The sequence below is a fragment of the Pseudomonas fulva genome, assembly GCF_023517795.1.
GTDB classification, from domain to species: Bacteria; Pseudomonadota; Gammaproteobacteria; order Pseudomonadales; family Pseudomonadaceae; genus Aquipseudomonas; species Aquipseudomonas fulva_D.
The window spans coordinates 1,941,019-1,961,266 of the sequence record NZ_CP082928.1 but is presented as its reverse complement, the minus strand read 5'-3'; the positions used below and the strand labels follow the sequence as shown (position 1 = coordinate 1,961,266).

Sequence of the window (20,248 nt, the reverse complement as noted above, 5' to 3'; positions counted from 1 at the left end):
GCCGCGCCATGATGAGGCGGTACGCACCCCGAGAGGATAACAACAATGAAAACCCTGGTGGATCACCTCGCCCAATACGCGGCCTACCACCGCGACCGGCGCAATATCGTCACCCACTTCGTCGGTATCCCGATGATCGTGCTGGCCGTCACCGTGCTGCTGTCGCGCCCGGGAATTGTTGTGGGCGGCCTGTGGCTGTCGCCGGCGACCCTGGCTGCGCTGCTGAGCACGCTGTTCTATCTGCGCCTGGACCTTCGTTTCGGGGCGGTGATGGGCGCCTTGCTGGGCTTGTGCCTGTGGTTCAGCGCCGGGCTGGCGATGGCCGGTACGGCGCTGTGGCTGAGCATGGGGCTGGGGCTGTTCGTGGTCGGCTGGATCATCCAGTTCATCGGCCATTTCTACGAAGGCCGCAAGCCGGCGTTCGTCGACGACCTCACCGGGCTGATCATCGGGCCGCTGTTCGTGGTCGCCGAAGCGGCCTTTCTCCTCGGCCTGCGCCAGGAGGTCGAGCATGAAGTGGTCGAACGTGCCGGGCCGACCTGCATACGTGAGCGCAAGGTGGCCTGAGAACCTGTTCAAAGTCTGCTGCGCGTCGGCACTGCTGCGTTAAAAAACAGGCTGGATTGCCAGCCCAGTCGGACTGCTCATTTACAGCTCGTAAAGTCGGGCGCGACTCCGACCGGTCCTCGCCTGTTTTTGTGGGGCCGCCTAGGCCTTGCATTGCTCTAGCTCGCGAGATTTTGAACAGGCTCCAAGAGAAAGCAGCGTTTGTGGGATATTGTGGTGGCGGGCGCTTGGTCTTTGCCCGCAAGTCGCGTCAACAGGAACTGGGCAATTACGCCGAGTCAGAGGTTCCCGCAACTCCTGTGGGAACGGCCCATGGCCGTGATTTCGCGGGCATGGCCCGCTCCCACAAAGTTGGGCAGTTCGCCAAGCCAGGGATCTTCCGCGTTCTCCTTGAATCGTCCCATGGTCCCTGATGGCGAAGGCGTAAATGAAAACGCCCTGGCTGCGTGGCCAGGGCGTTCTCGCCTGCGGCTCTTGTTACACGCCGGTGCTCACCGGCTTGCCGCCCTTGGGCTTGAAGTACAGGGTGGTGCCGCGGGCGAGGTTGTCGAGGCTGAGGTGATCCTTGGCGACTTCGGCTTCGATCAGCTCGTCCTGGCCCTCGACCTTCAGGGTGATGCGGGTGATGGCGCCAAGCAGGCGGATGTCCCGTACCTCGCCGGCCTGGTGACCGTCCAGCGCCTCGCTGGACAGGCTCACTTCGTGGGGGCGGAACAGCACATGATGATCGTCGCCGACGTACAGGCGGTTGGCATCACCGAGGAAGTGGTAGACGAAGTCGCTGGCCGGCTTCTCGTACACCTCGGCCGGCGAGCCGATCTGCTCGACCACGCCCTTGTTCATCACCACGATGCGGTCGGCCACTTCCATGGCTTCTTCCTGGTCGTGGGTGACGAACACGCTGGTCAGGTGCACTTCCTCGTGCAGGCGCGCCAGCCAGCGGCGCAGCTCCTTGCGCACCTTGGCGTCGAGGGCGCCGAAGGGCTCGTCGAGCAGCAGCACCTTCGGTTCCACCGCCAGGGCGCGGGCCAGGGCGATGCGCTGGCGCTGGCCACCGGAGAGCTGCTCCGGGTAACGGTCGGCCAGCCAGTCGAGCTGCACCAAGCCGAGCAGGTCATGGACCTTCTTCTTGATGGTGCTCTCGTTGGGGCGCTCGCCCTTGGGCTTCATGCGCAGGCCGAAGGCGACGTTGTCGAACACCGTCATGTGGCGGAACAGGGCGTAGTGCTGGAACACGAAACCGACCTTGCGATCACGCACGTCGTGCTCGGAGACGTCTTCGCCGTGGAACACGATGTTGCCGCTGTCCGGGGTTTCCAGGCCGGCGATGATGCGCAGCAGGGTGGTCTTGCCGCAACCGGACGGGCCGAGCAGGGCGACCAGCTCGCCGCTCTGGATGTTCAGGTTGATGTTGTTGAGCGCGTTGAACTGGCCAAAGTGCTTGTTGATGCCGCTGACTTCGATACTCATGGTGTCTACCTGTGTCTGTCTGGCCGGTTCGCGCAGGGGGCGCGGCGCCGGCAAAAGGGGTTCAATCGTCGTTCGCCTTGAGCTGGCGGCTCAGGCGCGCTTCGCTCCACTGGCGCAGCAGCAGCACGATCAGGGCCATCACCAGCAGCAGGATGGCCACGCTGAACGCGGCGACCATGTTGTATTCGTTGTAGAGAATCTCGATATGCAGCGGCAGGGTGTTGGTGTAGCCGCGGATGTGCCCGGAAACCACCGATACCGCCCCGAACTCGCCCATTGCCCGGGCCGTACACAGCACCACGCCGTAAATCAGCGCCCATTTTACGTTAGGCAGCGTGACATGCCAGAACATCTGCCAACCGTTGGCGCCGAGCAGGCGCGCGGCCTCCTCCTCGGTGGTGCCCTGTTCCTCCATCAGCGGGATAAGCTCGCGGGCGACGAAGGGAAAGGTCACGAAGATGGTCGCCAGCACGATGCCCGGCACGGCGTAGACGATCTGCAGGTTGTGGTCCTGCAGGTAGGGCGCGAGAAAACTCTGCGAACCGAACAGCAGCACGTAGATCAGGCCGGCGACCACCGGCGATACCGAGAAGGGCATGTCGATCAGGGTGATCAGCAGGCTCTTGCCGCGGAACTCGAACTTGGTCACCGCCCAGGCGGCGGCCACGCCGAACACCAGGTTGAGCGGCACCGAGATGGCGGTGGCCAGCAGGGTCAGCTTGAGTGCGGAAATGGCGTCCGGCTCGCTGATGGCTTCCCAGAAGAATGCCAGGCCACGGCTCAGGCCCTGGCTCAGCACGATGTACAGCGGCAGCAGCAGGATCACTGCGAATACCGCCCAGGCCACGACGATCAGGGCGATGGCGCCGGGGGAGCGGCTCGCTGGGCGCGCCGCGTTCTTGCCAAGGGTTGCAAGGCTCATGACGGGCTCCTCAGAGTTGCGGCTGGATGCGGCGCTGCAGGATGTTGATCAGCAGCAGCAGGATGAACGAGACCACCAGCATGATCACGCCGATGGCGGTGGCGCCCGGATAGTCGTACTGGTCCAGCTTGGAGACGATCAGCAGCGGCAGGATCTCGGTCTTCAGCGGTATGTTGCCGGCGATGAACACCACCGAGCCGTACTCACCCACGCCACGGGCGAAGGCCAGGGCGAAACCGGTCAACCAGGCCGGCAACAGGCTGGGCAGCAGCACATGGCGAAATACCTGGAACGGCTTGGCGCCCAGGCAGGCAGCGGCCTCTTCGACTTCCTTGGGAATATCGGCCAGGACCGGCTGCAGGGTGCGCACCACGAACGGCAGGGTCACGAACACCAGGGCCAGGGTGATGCCCAGGGGCGTGTAGGCGATCTTGAACGGGAACAGCGAGCCGATCAGGCCATTGGGCGCGTAGAGCGCGGTCAGGGCGATGCCGGCCACGGCGGTGGGCAGGGCGAACGGCATGTCGACCATGGCGTCGATCAGGCGCCGGCCGGGAAAGGTGTAGCGCACCAGGACCCAGGCGATGATGGTGCCGAGAATGCCGTTGAGCAGGGCCGCGGCCAGGGCGGTGCCGAACGACAGCTTCAGGGAGAACTGCAGCTGGCGATTATTGAGCAGGCTCCACCACTGTTCGGCGGACAGCTGCATGGAGAACAGGAACATGGCGCCCAGGGGGATCAGCACGATCAGCGCCAGGTAGGTAAGCGTGTAGCCCAGAGTCAGCCCGAAGCCGGGTATGACCGAGGAAGTTCGACGAGACATGGTGAGTCCTTTTGCTCAGGTCCACGGCAAAGCCCGTCGCTCCACGGGGAGTGACGGGCGCGATCGATCAGCTGAACTTACTGGTTGATCTTCTGGAAGATGTTGTCGAACACGCCGCCGTCATCGAAGTACTTCGGTTGCGCCTTGGCCCAGCCACCGAAGTCCTTGTCGATGGTGACCAGCTCCAGCTCCTTGAACTGGTCCTTGAATTCGGCCGCCACCTTGGCGTCACGGGGGCGGTAGAAGTTCTTCGCGGCGATGCGCTGACCTTCCTCGCTGTACAGGAACTGCAGGTAGGCTTCGGCGGCCTTGCGGGTGCCCTTGCGGTCGACGTTCCTGTCGACCACGGCCACCGGCGGCTCGGCGAGGATCGACAGCGACGGGGTGACGATTTCCAGCTGATCGCCGCCTTCTTCGGCCAGCGACAGGTAGGCTTCGTTCTCCCAGGCCAGCAGCACATCGCCCAGGCCACGCTGCACGAAGCTGATGGTCGCGCCACGGGCACCGGTGTCGAGCACCGGCGCGTGGCGGTACAGCTCGGTCACGTATTCCAAGGCCTTTTCGTCGCTGCCGTATTTCTTCTTGGCGTACGCCCAGGCGGCCAGGAAGTTCCAGCGCGCGCCGCCTGAGGTTTTCGGGTTCGGGGTGATGATTTCCACGCCATCCTTGACCAGGTCATCCCAGTCCTTGATGCCTTTCGGGTTGCCCTTGCGCACCAGGAACACGATGGTCGAGGTGTACGGCGTGCTGTTGTCGGCCAGGCGTTTCTGCCAGTCCTTGTCGATCAGCGGCTGGTTGAGGTTCAGCGCGTCGATGTCGCCGGACAGCGCCAGGGTCACCACGTCGGCCTGCAGGCCGTCGATCACCGCGCGGGCCTGCTTGCCGGAGCCGCCGTGGGACTGCTGGATGGTCAGCGGCTCGTTGCCCAGTTCCTGCCAGTGCTTGTTGAAGGCCTTGTTGTACTCCACGTACAGCTCACGGGTCGGGTCGTAGGACACGTTGAGCAGGGTCTGGGCGGCGACCGGGCCGGCAACCAGGGCGCTGGCAAGTGCAGCGAGTGCGAAACGGCGGATGGACATGTTGAAGCTCCTAAATGCTGAATACGTGTCTGGCGGTGCGATGTCTGCTCTCTAGGCCGGCATTCGCGGGTTACATCGGCAGCACGGGTAACGGCTCATGCGGGCGGCCCGTGGTCGGGTGGCGAAAGGCGCTCAGGCGTTCTTGCTGCCAGGCTGCTGGAGACGGAATTTCTCCTTGCGCTCGATCTGTACCACCTGGCCGTTGTGCACGGTGATTTCCACCGAACCGAACTTGAGGCCGTTCAGGGCGCTTTGGATCTCGCGCAAGATGGTGGCGTCATCCTGGCCTTCCAGATTGCGAAGCGTGGCGGTCATGGTTTTGGCTCCTTGCCCTCGAATCGTGGTGCGACGGCTGTCGGTGGCGGGGCGTGGAGCGGATACTAAGCAGACAGAAATATTCTTAAAAATACTGTTTAAGAACATTTATATATCTTTTAAGCATATGCGAGTGTTTTGCTTCTACCAGTCGACGAACCGTATTAGGGAATAAGAAAATAAGTTCTTATTCTTTTTACATCGGATTTTGCCCTCGTACACTGCAAGCCATGTAGATACGGAGGGCGCTCTATGCGCGGTGAACGCTCTATGCGCGGTGAAGCGGTTCGCTACCTGATCGTCCCTGGCTGGCAGGGCTCGGGTGATGACCATTGGCAGAGCCACTGGCAACGCAGCCTGCCCAATAGTGCGCGGGTCGAGCAGCTGGACTGGCTGGCGCCACGCCAACAGGACTGGATCGCTGCGCTGGAACGGCAGATCGCTGCCGATCCGCGCCCGGCGATCCTGATCGCCCACAGCCTGGGTTGCGTCACCGTCGCCCGCTGGGCTGCTCAAGCGTCGACGGAATCCATACGCCGCGTGCGCGGCGCGCTGCTGGTGGCGCCGGCCGACGTGGAGCGCCCCAACTGCCCGGAGGCCCTGCGCAACTTCGCGCCGATCGCACGCCAGGCGCTGCCATTTCCCAGTCAGTTGGTGGGCTCCGACAACGACTCGGCCGCCAGCGCCGCACGTGCCATCGAATTGGCCCGAGATTGGGGCAGCGAAGTCGCCATTCTCAGCGGTGCCGGGCACATCAACGTGAAATCCGGTCACCAGCGTTGGGATCAGGGTTTCGCTTACCTGTTCCGCCTACAGAGCCGCATCGAACAGCAGTTGCGCCTGCGTGCCTGATCGGTAGCCGCTGCCTGGCCTTTTGCGGCCTCACCGTCATGGAGAGTCATGTATGAGCCCGTCTACGGCAGCTGACCCGTCGCTGCTGATTTTTCCCGACGCCGACAAGAGCCCGCTGAGCATTCGTGCCAAGGCGCTGGTATTCATCGACCCGCGTACCCGGAAGCTGCGTGAGGAGGTCGAGCGCCTCGCCGGCTTGCCAGTGCCGATCCTGATCGAGGGTGAAACCGGTACGGGCAAGGAGCTGTTGGCCCGCCATATTCATCGCTCCAGTGAGCGCCCCGGCCTGTTCGTGGCCCTGAGTTGCAGCGGCCTGAGCCCCAACCATGGCGAGGCCGAGTTGTTCGGCTACACCGCGGGTGCCCATCAAGGTGCGCCGAGCAGCCGCGCCGGCTGGCTGGGTTCGGCCAATGGCGGCACCCTGTATCTGGACGAGATCGCCGACCTGCCGTTGCCCTTGCAGACGCAGTTGCTGGGCGTGCTGGAAACCGGCGAAGCCTGGCGTGTCGGGGCATCGGCGCCGACGCCGGTGGATGTGCGGCTGGTTGCGGCCACCAGCATCGACCTGTGGCGGGCAGTCGAGGTCGGCAAGTTCGACGAGCGCCTGGCCCATTACCTCAGTGATGGCCACCTGGCGTTGCCGCCGTTGCGCGAGCGGGTCGGTGATGTACTGCCACTGGCCGAGTACTTTCTCGGCATCTACACCCAGCGTTTGCGCCTGCCCCTGCCGAGCATCACGCTGGCTGCCCAGCGGGTGCTGGAGCGGCATGACTGGCCAGGCAATACCCGCGAGTTGGAGAACGTGGTGCATTTTGCCCTGCTGGTCTGCAGCGGCGAGGAACTCGACGCACGCCACCTCAACCTGCCGGCCGCGCCGCCTTTGCAACGGGTCGAGCATGCTCTCCAGCAATTGCTCGATGAAGGCGATGCCGGGCAGTTGGCCGCGTTGCGTGAGTTGCTACGACGTGCCGAGCAGCGAATTGCAGTTTGATGGGCGCGCCGTAACCCACCAATGGTGCAACACGTGATATCGGCTGGCGGGCTACGCGGCGCGTCGGGATCGCGGCTATTCCAATACCTGGCTTGGCGCCGCTCCACCCACCCTACGGATGGAGCCGTGTGGTGATCCTGTGGGAGCGCGCCATGCGCGCGAACGCTTCGCTGGCATGGACTAGGTGGCGCCGCCCGCTCCCTCGCACGTCTGCGTTCGTAGCCTGGGTTGAGCGCAGCGATACCCAGGTTTCTCTACGCGATACGCCTAGGACGCCAGCAGCGACACCGACTTGACCTGCACCCACAGCGGCTGTCCGGCGCGGATAGCCAGTCCATCGAAGGAGTAGCGGGTGATGCGCGCGATGATGCGCTGGTCGCCCAGCTGCAGTTCCACCAGGCGGTGCGCCGCATTGGGCAGGTCGAACCAGCGTTCGACCGTTGCCGGCAGCAGGTTGAGCACGCTGCTGTCGCGGGCCTGCTGCAGGCTCAGGCTGATGTCCCGCGCCTTGATCTTGATGCGCACCCGACGGCCCGCCGGCAATGGCGCGTGGGCCAGGCGCAGGCAGGCGGTGCTGCCCGGAAGACGGATGTCGAGCAGGTCGTACTGGGCGTCGTGGCGCTCGACCTGGCCGTCGATCACCGTTTCGGCATCGTCCTCGAAGATGAACGGCAGGTCGCTGCGGATCAGGGTTTCCTTGAGCGGCCCGCTGGCCGTCACCCGGCCTTCGTCGAGCAGCACCAGGTGATCGGCCAGGCGCGCCACCTCGTCCGGGGCGTGGCTGACGTAGAGAATCGGAATGTCGAGCTCGTCGTGCAGGCGTTCCAGGTAGGGCAGCACCTCGCGCTTGCGCTTGAGATCCAGCGCCGCCAGGGGTTCGTCCATCAGCAGCAGGCGCGGGCTGGTGAGCAGGGCGCGGGCCATGCCGACGCGCTGGCGCTCGCCACCGGACAGCCGCTGCGGCAGGCGCTCGAGCAGGTGCTCGATGCCGAGCAGCTCGACTGCCTGCTCGAAGGGCACGCGGCGTTCGGCCCTGGCGATGCGCTTGAAACCGAACTCGAGGTTGCGCCGCACCGACAGGTGAGGGAACAGGTTGGCATCCTGAAACACGTAGCCGACCGGGCGCTGGTGGGCCGGTCGCCAGATGCCGCTGGCGCTGTCCTGCCAGGTGTCGCCATTGATTCGCAGGTAACCGCTGCCCGCGCGTTCCAGGCCGGCGACGCAGCGCAGCAGGGTGGTCTTGCCGGAGCCGGAATGACCGAACAGGGCGCTGACTCCGCGACCGGGCAGGTGCAGGTCGACCTCCAGGGTGAAGCCCGGGTGAGCCAGTGTGAAGCGTGCCTGTATCTGCTTGTCGCTCATATCCAGGCCTTCTGCCCGCGCCGGTTACTGGAGTAGAGCGCCAGCAGCACCAGGAAGGAGAACGCCACCATGCCGCCGGCCAGCCAGTGGGCCTGGGCGTACTCCATGGTTTCCACGTGGTTGTAGATCTGCACCGAGGCCACCTGGGTCTTGCCGGGAATATTGCCACCGATCATCAGCACCACGCCGAATTCGCCGACGGTGTGGGCGAAGCCTAGGATCGCCGCGGTGAGAAAGCCCGGCCTGGCCAACGGTAGCACCACGCTGAAGAAGGTATCCCAGGGCCGGGCGCGCAGGGTGGCGGCCGCCTCCAGCGGCGCGCGGCCGATGGCTTCGAAGGTGTTCTGCAGGGGCTGCACCACGAACGGCAGGGAATAGAACACCGAGCCGATCAGCAGCCCCGTGAAGGTGAAGGTCAGGGTGCCCAGGCCAAGGGCCTGGGTCAGTTGGCCGAAAAAGCCATTGGGCCCCATGCTGATCAGCAGGTAGAAGCCGATCACCGTCGGCGGCAGTACCAGGGGCAGGGCGACAATGGCGCCAATCGGCCGCTTCAGCCAGGACCCGGTGCGCGCCAGCCACCAGGCGATGGGCGTGCCGACCAGCAGCAACAGCACGGTGGTCAGGGTCGCCAGCTCCAGGGTGAGGAGAATGGCGGCGAAGTCATTGGGGCCCAGGGGCATTCGGTGGCCTTTCAAGAGTTGGTGGTGAGACGGGGGCCAGAGTCGGCAGCCGATCTTCCAACGCAGGTTCCGGCATTGCAAATGGAGGGCTGTAAAAAGGCAGAAGCGGCCGCTCCCAGCGTAGGGTGGACAACGCTCTTTTTGTCCACCATTGCGATCGCAGAGCGGTGGACGGGTCGGGCCGCGTAGGTAAAGCGTCGTCCACCCTACGAAAGGCCACTTGCGCCACATAGCAGCCCCTTGCTGCATCGACCCGCAGGAGATTCCGACATGCTCTCTAGAGCTGGTAACCGTAGGCCTTGATGATTTCCGCGGCTTTCGGCCCTTTCAGGTACTCGACCAGCGCCTTGGCGGCTGGGTTGGCTTCGCCCTTCTTGAGGATCAGCGCATCCTGGCGGATCGGCTGGTACATCGCTTCGGGTACCACCCAGGCCGAACCGCTGCTGATCTGGCCGTCCTTGTAGACCTGGGACAGGGCCACGAAGCCCAGCTCGGCGTTGCCGGTAGACACGAACTGCAGCGCCTGGGTGATGTTCTGGCCTTCGACGATCTTGCCCTTGACTGCCTCGCTCAGGCCCAGCTTGTCGAGGGTCTGGGTGGCGGCCAGGCCGTAGGGCGCCGCCTTCGGGTTGGCGATGGCCAGGTGCTTGAAATCGCCTTTGCCGAGCACCGCACCCTGGCCATCGACGAAGCCTTCCTTCGGCGACCACAGCACCAGGCTGCCGATGGCGTAGGTGAAGCGCGAGCCCTCCAGGCTCTGGCCTTCCTGCTCGAGCTTGGCGGGGGTGCTGTCATCGGCGGACAGGAACACCTCGAAGGGGGCGCCATGGCTGATCTGCGCATAGAACTGCCCGGTGGCGCCGTAGGACGCCTGCACGCTGTGCCCGGTGTCCTGCTCGAAGGCGCTGGCGATGGCCTGCATGGGCGCGGTGAAGTTGGCCGCCACAGCGACCTGAACCTGATCGGCAAGGGCATTGCCCGCCATGGCGAAGCTGGCGCAAAGGGTGAGAAGCGAACGAACGAGGCGGTGGCGCATGGGGGCTCCTGAGCGAAGGGCCGCGAGAGGCGGCCACTGGCGATACCGCTATATACAAAAATATACGGCGGTAGGGAAGCCAAACCGTCAGGTATCGAGCGACAGGGGTGTCGAAAGGGCAGAAACAAGAATGCCAGTCAGCGCACTGACTGGCATTTGTCGAAGCGACGGGGAGCGGGCGTCAGCTTATTTCAGCCACTCGGCCACGCGATCCGGGTTCTTCTCGATCCACTGCTTGGCCGCTTCGTCCGGCTTCACGCCGTCGCGGATGGACAGCATCACCGCGCCGACTTCCTCGGCGCTCCAGGAGAGCTTCTCCAGGAAGGCGGCGGCTTCCGGTGCCTTGGTTTTCAGGCTTGGGTTGGCGACGGTGTCGACGTGCTCGGCTTCACCAAAGACGTTCTTCGGGTCTTCCAGGAAGCGCAGCTTCCATTGCGCGAACATCCAGTGCGGAATCCAGCCCGTCACCACGATCGGCTTCTGGGATCGTTCCGCGCGGGTCAGGGCGGTGGTCATGGCCGGCCCCGAGCTTGGCATCAGCTTGATGCTCTTAAGGTCGTATTCCTTGATCGCTTCTTCGGTGCGGCGCATCACGCCGGCGCCGGCATCGATACCGGTGATCTTGCCATCGAAGTCCTTGGCGTACTTCTCCAGGTCGGCGATGGTCTTGGCTTCCACGTACTCAGGCACGATCAGGCCGATCTTGGCGCCGTCGTAGTTGGTGCCCAGCACGGTGACCTTGTCCTTGAGCTTCTCGTAGTACTCGCCGTGGGTGGCCGGCAGCCAGGCGGACAGGGTGGCGTCCAGGTCGCCGCGGGCGATGCCCTGCCACATGATCGCCGGTTCCACCGGCTGCAGGGTCACGTCGTAACCGAGCTTGGTCTTGAGGATTTCACCCGCGACATGGGTGACTGCGACGCTGTCGTCCCAGCCGTTCACGTAGCCGATCTTGAGGGCCGGCTTGTCGGCGGCCATGGCACCGGACATGCCCAGGGCCAGGGCGGCGGCACCGAGGCTCTGCAGGCAGAGGCGTTTGAAATTGTGCATAGGTCTTGCTCCGTCAGTGAGTGGCAGTTCAGGTGGTTTACTGGCTCGTTCTGATCGCGGGCCTTGCGGCACCAGCTGTGCAGAGCAGGGCATCGCCCTGTTGGCACCGGCGCTGGGGGCTCGGGCCCCCGGCTGACAGGCGATGCGTGCCGCGTCGCCTGCCGTACCTGACCCGCCCAGGCGCAGGCGGGTCGCGGTGAGTGCGGGCTCAGAGCCCGACGAATTTCTTCACGGCGGCCGCACCGTCCTGGCCGTCGAAGGTGGTCACGCCTTGCAGCCAGGCGTCGAGCACCTGCGGGTTGGCCTTGATCCATTGCTTGGCGACGTCGGCGGGGTCCTGCTTGTCGAGGACCTTCTCCATCAGCTGGCTTTCCATCTCGACGTTGAACTGCAGGTTGTTCAGCAGCTTGCCGACGTTGGCGCAGCGCTCCTCGTAGTCGGTGGGCACCACGGTGTAGACCTTGGCGGCACCGTAGTCCGGGCCGAACACGTCATCGCCACCGGACAGGTAGGTCATGTCGTACTGGGTGTTCATCGGGTGCGGCGCCCAGCCGAGGAACACCACCGGCTCCTTCTTGCGGATCGCGCGCTGTACCTGGACGAGCATGCCGGCTTCGCTGGACTCGACCATCTTGAAGTCGCCCAGGCCGAACTTGTCGCCCTTGATCATGCCGTCGATCAGCAGGTTGCCGTCGTTGCCCGGCTCGATGCCGTAGATCTTGCCACCCAGCTGATCCTTGAACTTGGCGATGTCCTGGAAGCTCTTCAGGCCCGCTTCGGCGGCGTAGGTCGGCACCGCCAGGGTGTACTTGGCGCCTTCCAGGTTGGGCTTGGCCAGCACCTTGACGCTGTTGTCCTTGGTGAACGGCTCGATCACCGAATCCATCGAGGGTGCCCAGTAGCCGAGGAACACGTCGATCTGCTTGTTCTTCACACCGGTAAAGGCGATCGGCACCGAGGCCATGGTCTTGCGTGGCGTGTAGCCCAGGCCTTCGGTCAGGGTCATGGCCACGCCGGTGGTGGCGGCGATATCCGCCCAGCCGATTTCGGCGAAACGCACCTGCTTGCAGCTCGCCGGCTCCTGGGCCCAGGCGCCCTGGGCCAGAGCGCAGGACAGCAGGCCGACACCCGCTGCTTTGTGGAATATGTTCATCCGCGAATCCTTGTGTGATTTAGAGGATGCTGAGTATGGCCTTTTACTGGCGCTGCAGTCGCGCACTCAGCCAGCTCAGCCAACCCGCGCGGTTTGCGGCGGTCTGCGGTGTACCGAAGCTTTCGGTGATGCGGTCGAGGATGATCGCCAGCAGCACCACGGCCATGCCGCTTTCGAAGCCCAGGCCGATGTCCAGGCGCTGGATGCTCGCCAGCACGTCGTTACCGAGGCCGCCGGCACCGACCATCGAGGCGATGATCACCATCGACAGGGCCATCATGATGGTCTGGTTGACGCCCGCCATGATCGACGGCATGGCGTTGGGCAGCTGCACCTTGAACAGCAGTTGGCGACTGTTGCAGCCGAACGACTGGCCGGCCTCGACGATTTCCTTGTTGACCTGGCGGATGCCCAGGCTGGTGAGGCGCACCGCCGGCGGCATGGCGAAGATCACCGTGGCGATGATGCCGGGCACCCGGCCGAGGCCGAACAGCATGGCCGCCGGAATCAGGTAGACGAATGCCGGCATGGTCTGCATGAAGTCGAGGATCGGCCGGATGATGGTCGACACGCGCTCGCTCTTGGCCGCCCAGATGCCCAGCGGAATGCCGATCAGCAGGCTGATCAGGGTCGCCGAGAAGGTCAGGCCGAGGGTCACCACGGTCTGCTCCCAGAAGCCGGTCATCACGATCAGCACGAAGGCCACGGTGGTGAACAGCGCGAAGCGAAAGCCGATACGCCACAGGCCCAGGGCCACGAAGATGGCGATCAGCAGCCATGCCGGCGGCAGCATCAGCACGTTCTCGATCGCTTCGGAGAAGCCGCTGACCACGCTGCCCATGCTGTCGAACACGCCGCTGTAGTTGTCCAGCATGTGCTGAACCGCGTCGTTCACCCAGCTGCCCAGATCCAGTTTCTCGCTCATGTCATTCTCCCTGCAGGCGGGTCAGGAGGCGGCCCTTGCTGATGGCACCGCTGTAATGGCCATCCTGGTCGACCACCGGAATTGGACCCTCGTTGTCCACCAGGCGGTTGATCACCTGATCCAGTGGCAGGTCTTCGGGAACCGGGCTGATGGCTTTCAGCACGTCGCCATCGAGCGCCGGGGAGTCGCCGCCTTCGACCAGCAGGGCGATCTTCTCCAGGCTGATGGAGCCGCGGAACTTGTTGTCTTCGTCGACGATGAAGGCGTAGTGCTTGTCCTGCGCCTGCAGCTCACGGCACACGGTCTGCGCGTCGGGCGCCTTGCCGTTGTGCACGTACACCGGCACGCTGTTGGCCTTCAACTGGCCTGCAGTGAGATAGCGGCTGGTGTCGACAGTATCGAAGAAGTTGCGCACATAGTCGTTGGCGGGATTGTCGATGAGCTCCTGCGGCGTACCGACCTGAACGAGCTTGCCGCCCTCCATGATGCCGATGCGGTTGCCGATGCGCATCGCTTCCTCGATATCGTGGGACACGAAGATGATGGTGCGGCGGTGGGTCTTCTGCAGTTCCAGCAGGATGTCCTGCATTTCCCGGCGCTTGAGTGGATCGAGGGCGGAAAAGGCCTCGTCCATGATGATCATCGACGGGTCGACCGCCAGGGCACGGGCCAGGCCGACCCGCTGCTGCATGCCGCCCGAGAGCTCATGGGGAAATTTGCCGGCGAAGGTGTCCAGGCCGACCTGCTTGAGCACCTGCATGGCGCGTTCTTCACGTTCCTTGCGGCCCTTTCCGGCCACTTCGAGACCAAAGGCCGCATTTTCGAGAACGGTGCGCGAGGGCATCAGGGCGAAGGACTGGAAGACCATGCTCATGTCGCGACGACGCAGATCGATGAGCTGGTCCTTGGGGAGTTTGGCGACGTTCTGGCCGTCGATGTAGACATTGCCGGCGGTGGGTTCGACCAGCCGGTTGATCAGGCGGATCAGGGTGGATTTACCCGAGCCGGAGAGGCCCATCAGGACGAAGATCTCGCCCTCTTCGACGCTGAACGACACGTCACTGACGCCGATCACGGCGCCCTTTTCAGCGAGGATCCTGTCCTTGCTCCAGCCTTGCTTGAGCAGGTCGATGGCATCTTGCGGCTTGTCGCCGAATACCTTGTAGAGGTTTTCGACGACGATTTTTCCAGACTGCATGGGATGGTTCCCCTTCAGTAGACATCAGAGCAGTCACAGGCAACTTGCCGAGCGCCCACCGGGCACCCGTCATGCAGTGCAGACTGTTCTTGCTTGTGGGTATATACACGGTTCCTGGGTTTGGACAGCGTTCTGTCACATGGCGTTCTGCAGGCACTCGAGCGCGCCCCAGAGCGGTTGCCGAGGCAAACGCCATAGGTGGACGGGACGAATGATGTAATGCGTTGCCGTGCTGCAAACTGCTTTCCAAACCCTCTGGCAGTGTTACGAAGCCCAATCCTTTGGGTATTCACACCTCATCCGAGATGCGCGTACATCCGAAATTTCTTGTTGGGCTGGCGCCCTGTTGCGGTAGCCAGCACTTATCTGTTCTTCGGTCCGGAGCGGAGGGCCCCAGTCTGCCTCCCTGGTCAAGAGCGGCAGCGACGAAATCGGCTGACTCAACGATATAGTCTTGCGGTCGTGGCAATTATCGAATTACGACCCTGACGTGTTGGGCGACGACACGAAGCCGTCACCTAAAAAACCATAACAGATTCTTTCCGCTCTTGGCCAAGGCTGCAGGCCGCGCATGGCGTGGTTTTCAGCCTTCAGGACGAGTGAAGGCCAGGAGCCATGCGGGCTACAGCAAATTTAAAAAAAACGTATGTAAAGCTGTTGGTAGGGAGCAGAAAGCGTATCAGTTTCGGTCGTTTTCGAGCCGTTCAATGGCGTCTTCCAGCGTCGAAGGGCAAATAATTGGCGGTGGTTTTCATCTAGCCGCCGGTGCTTTTCCGGCAGTCATCGCACTCGCCATCGCCTGTAACCGGGGAGCGATCGGCCAGCCGATGGAAATGCGTGGATGCCCCATGGCAGTGAGCATTTTTTGCTCAGCGCGGCGGGCTTTCGCCAGCTTGTGGTGCATGGGTGCTTTGGCGATATGTCACCTAAGTGACCGTTCAGTCATTTTCTTGTCGTACTGCTCGGTTACCCCCTGCAGACTGTGCGGAAACACTGTTACGCCAGCCACTGCTACCAAAATGCTCAAGCCCTTGTGGCATGGCACATTGCGCCCTTTTCCCCTTGCCGTTTCAGGGGCCTCCAAGGCCCCGCCAACCAACCTTTCCAGCTACCGCCAACTCTTGTTTGAACGGGCGTTCAATGTCGGCATGGCCTTTGCGTTATACAGGCCATCTGCTTGACTGCCAGTCGGGCGTAATTACAAGAAAACAGAGCCTCGCCATGAAGGCTCATAACCTGGTTAGCGTGAGGGTTCATCGATGTCCCAGTTCAATCAGGGAGCGCAGCTCCATAGTCGTGTTCCCCAGTCCATCGGCTTTCTCCTGCTGGACAACTTCACCCTGATTTCCCTGGCATCGGCCGTCGAGCCCCTGCGCATGGCCAACCAGCTCTCCGGCAAGGAGCTGTATCGCTGGTACACCCTGACCCTCGACGGCCAGCCGGTGTGCGCCAGCGACGGCCTGAAGATCACCCCCGATGCCAGTACCGCCAGCGCCCCGGCGCTCAGTGCGGTGATAGTCTGCGGCGGCGTGGACATTCAGCGCAGCGTCACCCGCGACCACGTGCAGTGGCTGCAGGCCCAGGCCCGCCAGGGCCGGCAGATGGGCGCGGTGTGTACCGGCAGCTGGGCGCTGGCCAAGGCCGGGTTGCTCGATGGCTACGATTGCAGCGTGCACTGGGAATTTCTCGCCGCCATGCAGGAGGCGTTCCCCCGCGCCGCCATTACCACGCGGCTGTTCTCCATCGACCGCAACCGCAATACCTCGTCCGGCGGCACTGCGCCGATGGACATGATGTTGCACCTGATCGGCCGCGAGCATGGCCGCGAACTGGCGGCGGCGATCTCCGAGATGTTCATCTACGAGCGCATCCGCAACGAGCAGGATCACCAGCGCGTGCCACTCAAGCACATGCTCGGCACCAACCAGCCGAAACTGCAGGAAATCGTCGCGCTGATGGAGGCCAATCTGGAGGAGCCGATCGACCTCGACCAACTGGCGCTCTACGTCGATGTATCGCGTCGCCAGCTGGAGCGGCTGTTCCAGAAATACCTGCACTGCTCACCGTCGCGCTACTACCTGAAGCTGCGCCTGATCCGTGCTCGCCAGTTGCTCAAGCAGACGTCCATGTCGATCATCGAGGTGGCGTCGGTGTGCGGCTTCGTGTCCACGCCGCACTTCTCCAAGTGCTACCGCGAGTACTTTGGCATTCCGCCCCGTGATGAGCGTGCCGGTAGCAGCGCCAACGTGGTGGCCCTGCTGCCCGTGCACGATGAGCTGCTGCACGAGTCGTCCACGGCCATGGCGGCATTGAGTCGTGCCCAGGGCGAGTCGACGTTCGCCAGCGTGCGGGTGGTCTGATCACCACCCTTTTTTCCTGCGCTGCGCAGAAAATGCTCAATTCCCGCAGACGCCCTAGAGCCGTGGCGTCTGCGCTGTCTTTCACAGATTATCCACAGTTATGCACAGAGTATTTGTGCGCAAAACATCAGCGGGCAGAATGCCCTCAGGCCAATAATTGATTCAGGGCTGAAAGTGCGTTGTACCGGGCCTTTCGTGGCAGGCGTGATGCTGGCGTCGAGCGAAAAGTGACCAGCCGGCCAAGCGCCCCGTGAATGGGAGCGTTGCGCGGTTATCCAACAGTTTATCCACAGGCCTGCGCACAGCATTTGGGGGCAACTCCTGCGGTTGCAGGCGCGCGGCGTCTGTCGGGTAAGTAGACGCCGATCATTAAGTGGCGTCGAGATACTGTTTTGGTGTCCATGTCGTATTCGCCAAGTGCTACCGCGAGTACTGTGACATACCATTGCGTGATCGAGTCGGCAGCGGCGCCAATATGTAGGCACTTCATGATCTATCGCACGAGTTGCCATCGGCAATGGCGACGCTTAGTCGCGCTCAGGGGGAGTCGACTTTCTGTCCTGTATTAGGGAGTTGTAAGCTGAGCCTGCTGGGCTTGCAAGGCGCACTCACCTAATACTGTCAGGCCCACAACCAGCTCTGCAGAAAGTGGCCTGCCCATGCATAGTCTAAGTCCCTTGGTGGCTTGGCCATCTGCGAAGAAGATTCCACTGTCGGCGATGTGGTAGTCCCGCACTTGGGCAAGCTGCTGCAAGCGGGCCATATCTGTCTTCTCCGGCAATTCCAGCCAGTGAATGAATCCCCCACGCGGTGGCACGTATGTCGTCCCCGGCGGGAATGCTGAGTGCACCAGTGCCTGTACCATATTGTTTATGGCCGTCAGTTGTTTGCGCAGTTGAGCGCAGTGTTCTTCCAGATAGCCACGCCCAATGAACTCATTGAGTGTGCATTGCGCGAGACTCGACACCGCCAGGTTGCGCGAAAACATCTGTGCGAGGATCGCATCGCGGTACTTGCCAGCGACGCACCAACCCACTCGATAACCCGGTGCGACGGTTTTGGAGAACGATGAGCAGTAGATGGTTTGCCCGGTTCGGTCATAGCTCTTGATTGCTTTTGGCCGTTCGCCCTCCGGCACCAGATCAAAAAAAATATCGTCCTCGATGATCGGTATATCGGCTTCATGGGCTAGCTGCGAAAGCTTTGCGCGGTCATTTTCGGACATGATGAAGCCGCGTGGATTCTGCAGTGTAGGGTTGAGAAAGATCACATCGACCTTTTTCTGCGCCAGTGCCTCCTTCAAGTGATCTATATCGATTCCGCTTTCGGCATGGGTGCTTATGGGCAGTGCGCGCATTCCCAAACGCTCTATGGTCTGCAGGATGCCATAGTAGGTGGGAGTTTCGATGGCCACCGTGGCACCGCGCTGGGCCACAGCCTCCAGAGCCAGTTCCAGGGCGACGGTATCGCCGGAGGTCACCAGCACTTCGTCCGGACCACAGACCACGCCCCGGGCCAGCATCAGCCCGGCAATGCGCCGACGTAGCGCCGTATGCCCGGGTGGCGTCACCAGCCCGGCGATTGTCGGGTCGGCCTTGCTGGCCAGTGTAGCAATACACTTGTTGAGCAGCACGTGGGGGGTGAGGTCGCCGTGTAGCACGGCCGAGCTCAGCGACAGGGTGGTGCGGCTGGCCGCCTGGGAAAGCATGGCGACCACCGCGTGGTTGACGTTGACCGTGACGCTGGAGAAGTCGAAGCGGCTGGCCGGGTTGGCACGCCCCGCCGTCGAGACGAAGTAGCCGACCCTGGGCTCGGTCAGCACATAGGCGTTGGCCTCGAGGTCGGCCAGGGCCCGCTGTACGGTGGTGATGCTGGTGTCGAACAGGCGGGCCAGGGTGCGGATCGACGGCAGCTTGGTTTGTGCAGGCCATTCACCGCTGTCGATCTGACGGATGATCCAGTCCTTGACTCTCCGCCAGCGTTTATCAGGTGCTTCGAACCGATCCATGGTGTCTCTTGTAAGCTCAGGAATGACCTCCTAGAACATAAAGTAAAACCACCCCGGTTGCAGCAACGATGGCGATGTTCAGCGCCACCAAGCCGAAGGCGAAGCGGATCAGCCCGTGCTCTTCATCGCGGTTGGCGGCCGCCAGCCCGGTGATCAGCGACAGGATCGACAGCGAGCCCAGCGCACCATGCCCGGCGGCGCTGTTGACCATCGCCGCCAGCCACGGCCCGTAGTCGCTGCCCAGGGCGGCGATCGACGGCATCACCAGGGTGTTGCCGCCCACGTTGGAACCGGTGACGTAGCCAGCGATACCCGCCAGCAGCGCCACGGTCGGCGCCAGCGAAATCCCCGACAGCGATTGCAGGGCGCGCTGCGCCTCGACCAGAAAGCCCGCGTTGACCATCACCTGCGACAGCAGCAGGAACAGGAAGATGGTCGCCACCGGGAACTTGGCGCGCTTGAGCAGCGAAGCCCACGGGAAGCTGTCTTCGGCGCGCTGGCGCTGGGTCATCAGCACGGTGACGATCAGCAGCGCCAGCCCCGGCGAGGCCAGCGGCTTCCACGATACATGCTCGCCTTTGATCACCCACACGCCATCCCAGCCCGACAGTACGAACAGTGCGCGCGAGGCGACGATCACCCCCAGCAGCGCCAGGTACGGCCAGGCTGCCGCCGGCCAGCGCACCAGGCGCTTGCGTTGCAGGTACGAAATCACCAGGCCCACGGCGGCCACGGTCAGCCCCGCCAGCACCCCCGATACCTCAGGCCCGACAAAGCGGTTGATACCGTACAGCACCGCGCTGAACAGCACCGATACCGCACACAAGCCCAGCCATGGCAGGGCGCTGCGAATGCCGGCCTGCCACAGGGCGATGCCCGCCAGCATCAGGAACACCGGCGCGCTGATCAGCGCCGAATGGCTGCCCAGCTCGTTGGCCGGCAGGTGGGTGAGCAAGCCGCCGATCACCGTGGCCAGGCCCAGGGTGCCCCACGGCATGATGACCATGCCGGCCAGGGCGATCTTCATCCCGGCCTGGCGCGAAAACAGCCCCATCAGCAGCGGCACGGTGGCAATCAGCGAGACGCCGAAGCCGGTCATCGCTTCCAGCAGCGGCGCCAACCCCAGCACGATGAAGATCACCTGCGCCGGTGGCTTCCAGCCCAGCTCACGCACCCAGGCACCAATGGCCTGCGGCGCGCCGCCGCGCTCCACCAGAATGACGAAGGCCAGCCCCGGCACGATCACGCAGGCGGTGCTGAGGAACAGGATCATCGTGTCCTTGATGATCGCCGAGCTGGCGGCGGCCGACAGCGGTGCCGCGGCGCCCATGCCCCACAGCAGGAAGACCACCGCGACGCCGGCCAGCGCTGCCTGCACCGGCGGGCGACGCACCAGCAGGATCAGGGCGATCACCAGGCCGATGGGCGACATTTGCAACAAGAGAGCAGCCATGTGCTGT

18 protein-coding genes are annotated in these 20,248 nt (G+C 63.4%); 4 read left to right on the top strand and 14 right to left on the bottom strand.

Features of this window, described 5'->3' with window-relative positions:
- The first annotated feature begins 45 nt into the window (after nt 1-45).
- Nucleotides 46-567, top strand: coding sequence for a DUF962 domain-containing protein (locus K8U54_RS08780; RefSeq protein WP_249909770.1), 522 nt, complete (start codon nt 46-48; stop codon nt 565-567).
- Between the two features lie 477 nt (nt 568-1,044).
- On the opposite strand, the gene K8U54_RS08775 is transcribed toward K8U54_RS08780, so the two are convergent.
- The 5 genes from K8U54_RS08775 to oscA all read right to left on the bottom strand — a co-directional run bounded on the left by K8U54_RS08775 (nt 1,045) and on the right by oscA (nt 5,176).
- A complete protein-coding gene (locus K8U54_RS08775) occupies nt 1,045-2,037 on the bottom strand; it encodes a sulfate/molybdate ABC transporter ATP-binding protein (protein ID WP_249909769.1) in 993 nt (330 codons plus the stop codon).
- Nucleotides 2,038-2,098: 61 nt separating this feature from the next.
- Nucleotides 2,099-2,959 carry a sulfate ABC transporter permease subunit CysW gene (gene cysW, locus K8U54_RS08770; protein WP_249909768.1) on the bottom strand — a complete coding sequence of 287 codons (861 nt, stop codon included), beginning with the start codon at nt 2,957-2,959 and terminating at the stop codon, nt 2,099-2,101.
- A 10-nt stretch (nt 2,960-2,969) separates the two neighbouring features.
- Nucleotides 2,970-3,782: a sulfate ABC transporter permease subunit CysT gene (gene cysT / locus K8U54_RS08765; RefSeq protein WP_249909767.1), complete on the bottom strand. Its 813-nt coding sequence runs from the start codon at nt 3,780-3,782 to the stop codon at nt 2,970-2,972.
- A gap of 77 nt (nt 3,783-3,859) precedes the next feature.
- Nucleotides 3,860-4,861 carry a sulfate ABC transporter substrate-binding protein gene (locus K8U54_RS08760; RefSeq protein WP_249909766.1) on the bottom strand — a complete coding sequence of 334 codons (1,002 nt, stop codon included), beginning with the start codon at nt 4,859-4,861 and terminating at the stop codon, nt 3,860-3,862.
- 132 nt (nt 4,862-4,993) lie between these two features.
- Nucleotides 4,994-5,176, bottom strand: coding sequence for a sulfur starvation response protein OscA (oscA, locus tag K8U54_RS08755; RefSeq protein ID WP_013793331.1), 183 nt, complete (start codon nt 5,174-5,176; stop codon nt 4,994-4,996).
- A 270-nt stretch (nt 5,177-5,446) separates the two neighbouring features.
- Between oscA and K8U54_RS08750 the strand changes: the two genes are divergently transcribed.
- Together K8U54_RS08750 and K8U54_RS08745 are read left to right on the top strand one after the other, a co-directional pair.
- On the top strand, nt 5,447-6,028 hold the full coding sequence (locus K8U54_RS08750; protein WP_249910421.1) for an RBBP9/YdeN family alpha/beta hydrolase: 582 nt from the start codon (nt 5,447-5,449) through the stop codon (nt 6,026-6,028).
- 52 nt (nt 6,029-6,080) lie between these two features.
- Nucleotides 6,081-7,019, top strand: coding sequence for a sigma 54-interacting transcriptional regulator (locus K8U54_RS08745; RefSeq protein ID WP_249909765.1), 939 nt, complete (start codon nt 6,081-6,083; stop codon nt 7,017-7,019).
- Between the two features lie 267 nt (nt 7,020-7,286).
- On the opposite strand, the gene modC is transcribed toward K8U54_RS08745, so the two are convergent.
- The 7 genes from modC to K8U54_RS08710 all read right to left on the bottom strand — a co-directional run bounded on the left by modC (nt 7,287) and on the right by K8U54_RS08710 (nt 14,420).
- Complete coding sequence (gene modC / locus K8U54_RS08740) at nt 7,287-8,381, bottom strand: molybdenum ABC transporter ATP-binding protein (protein WP_249909764.1); 1,095 nt, start codon at nt 8,379-8,381, stop codon at nt 7,287-7,289.
- Nucleotides 8,378-9,061: a molybdate ABC transporter permease subunit gene (gene modB / locus K8U54_RS08735; RefSeq protein ID WP_249909763.1), complete on the bottom strand. Its 684-nt coding sequence runs from the start codon at nt 9,059-9,061 to the stop codon at nt 8,378-8,380. Before modB ends, modC begins: the two co-directional genes overlap by 4 nt.
- A 277-nt stretch (nt 9,062-9,338) precedes the next feature.
- The gene (gene modA, locus K8U54_RS08730) at nt 9,339-10,097 is read right to left on the bottom strand and encodes a molybdate ABC transporter substrate-binding protein (RefSeq protein WP_434059993.1); all 759 of its coding nucleotides are present in this window, start codon (nt 10,095-10,097) and stop codon (nt 9,339-9,341) included.
- 186 nt (nt 10,098-10,283) lie between these two features.
- Entirely contained in the window at nt 10,284-11,144 is an 861-nt protein-coding gene (locus tag K8U54_RS08725; protein ID WP_249909762.1) for a glycine betaine ABC transporter substrate-binding protein, read from the bottom strand.
- A gap of 208 nt (nt 11,145-11,352) precedes the next feature.
- On the bottom strand, nt 11,353-12,297 hold the full coding sequence (locus K8U54_RS08720; RefSeq protein WP_249909761.1) for a choline ABC transporter substrate-binding protein: 945 nt from the start codon (nt 12,295-12,297) through the stop codon (nt 11,353-11,355).
- Between the two features lie 43 nt (nt 12,298-12,340).
- Complete coding sequence (locus tag K8U54_RS08715; protein ID WP_249909760.1) at nt 12,341-13,222, bottom strand: ABC transporter permease; 882 nt, start codon at nt 13,220-13,222, stop codon at nt 12,341-12,343.
- A 1-nt stretch (nt 13,223) separates the two neighbouring features.
- Nucleotides 13,224-14,420, bottom strand: a complete 1,197-nt coding sequence (locus tag K8U54_RS08710; RefSeq protein ID WP_249909759.1) for a quaternary amine ABC transporter ATP-binding protein — start codon at nt 14,418-14,420, stop codon at nt 13,224-13,226.
- Nucleotides 14,421-15,679: 1,259 nt separating this feature from the next.
- Here K8U54_RS08710 and K8U54_RS08705 point away from each other — a divergent pair.
- Complete coding sequence (locus tag K8U54_RS08705) at nt 15,680-16,780, top strand: GlxA family transcriptional regulator (RefSeq protein WP_249909758.1); 1,101 nt, start codon at nt 15,680-15,682, stop codon at nt 16,778-16,780.
- A gap of 565 nt (nt 16,781-17,345) precedes the next feature.
- Here the strand turns inward: K8U54_RS08705 and K8U54_RS08700 are convergent.
- Both K8U54_RS08700 and K8U54_RS08695 read right to left on the bottom strand, forming a co-directional pair.
- Complete coding sequence (locus K8U54_RS08700; RefSeq protein ID WP_249909757.1) at nt 17,346-18,788, bottom strand: PLP-dependent aminotransferase family protein; 1,443 nt, start codon at nt 18,786-18,788, stop codon at nt 17,346-17,348.
- A gap of 16 nt (nt 18,789-18,804) precedes the next feature.
- Nucleotides 18,805-20,241, bottom strand: coding sequence for an L-lactate permease (locus K8U54_RS08695; RefSeq protein WP_249909756.1), 1,437 nt, complete (start codon nt 20,239-20,241; stop codon nt 18,805-18,807).
- Nucleotides 20,242-20,248 lie beyond the last annotated feature (7 nt).

Bases quoted from the DNA above. Each gene is read 5' to 3' on its own strand.
- K8U54_RS08780 (WP_249909770.1), top strand. From the start codon at position 46: ATGAAAACCCTGGTGGATCACCTCGCCCAATACGCGGCCTACCACCGC.
- K8U54_RS08775 (WP_249909769.1), bottom strand. From the start codon at position 2,037: ATGAGTATCGAAGTCAGCGGCATCAACAAGCACTTTGGCCAGTTCAAC.
- cysW (WP_249909768.1), bottom strand. From the start codon at position 2,959: ATGAGCCTTGCAACCCTTGGCAAGAACGCGGCGCGCCCAGCGAGCCGC.
- cysT (WP_249909767.1), bottom strand. From the start codon at position 3,782: ATGTCTCGTCGAACTTCCTCGGTCATACCCGGCTTCGGGCTGACTCTG.
- K8U54_RS08760 (WP_249909766.1), bottom strand. From the start codon at position 4,861: ATGTCCATCCGCCGTTTCGCACTCGCTGCACTTGCCAGCGCCCTGGTT.
- oscA (WP_013793331.1), bottom strand. From the start codon at position 5,176: ATGACCGCCACGCTTCGCAATCTGGAAGGCCAGGATGACGCCACCATC.
- K8U54_RS08750 (WP_249910421.1), top strand. From the start codon at position 5,447: ATGCGCGGTGAAGCGGTTCGCTACCTGATCGTCCCTGGCTGGCAGGGC.
- K8U54_RS08745 (WP_249909765.1), top strand. From the start codon at position 6,081: ATGAGCCCGTCTACGGCAGCTGACCCGTCGCTGCTGATTTTTCCCGAC.
- modC (WP_249909764.1), bottom strand. From the start codon at position 8,381: ATGAGCGACAAGCAGATACAGGCACGCTTCACACTGGCTCACCCGGGC.
- modB (WP_249909763.1), bottom strand. From the start codon at position 9,061: ATGCCCCTGGGCCCCAATGACTTCGCCGCCATTCTCCTCACCCTGGAG.
- modA (WP_434059993.1), bottom strand. From the start codon at position 10,097: ATGCGCCACCGCCTCGTTCGTTCGCTTCTCACCCTTTGCGCCAGCTTC.
- K8U54_RS08725 (WP_249909762.1), bottom strand. From the start codon at position 11,144: ATGCACAATTTCAAACGCCTCTGCCTGCAGAGCCTCGGTGCCGCCGCC.
- K8U54_RS08720 (WP_249909761.1), bottom strand. From the start codon at position 12,297: ATGAACATATTCCACAAAGCAGCGGGTGTCGGCCTGCTGTCCTGCGCT.
- K8U54_RS08715 (WP_249909760.1), bottom strand. From the start codon at position 13,222: ATGAGCGAGAAACTGGATCTGGGCAGCTGGGTGAACGACGCGGTTCAG.
- K8U54_RS08710 (WP_249909759.1), bottom strand. From the start codon at position 14,420: ATGCAGTCTGGAAAAATCGTCGTCGAAAACCTCTACAAGGTATTCGGC.
- K8U54_RS08705 (WP_249909758.1), top strand. From the start codon at position 15,680: ATGTCCCAGTTCAATCAGGGAGCGCAGCTCCATAGTCGTGTTCCCCAG.
- K8U54_RS08700 (WP_249909757.1), bottom strand. From the start codon at position 18,788: ATGGATCGGTTCGAAGCACCTGATAAACGCTGGCGGAGAGTCAAGGAC.
- K8U54_RS08695 (WP_249909756.1), bottom strand. From the start codon at position 20,241: ATGGCTGCTCTCTTGTTGCAAATGTCGCCCATCGGCCTGGTGATCGCC.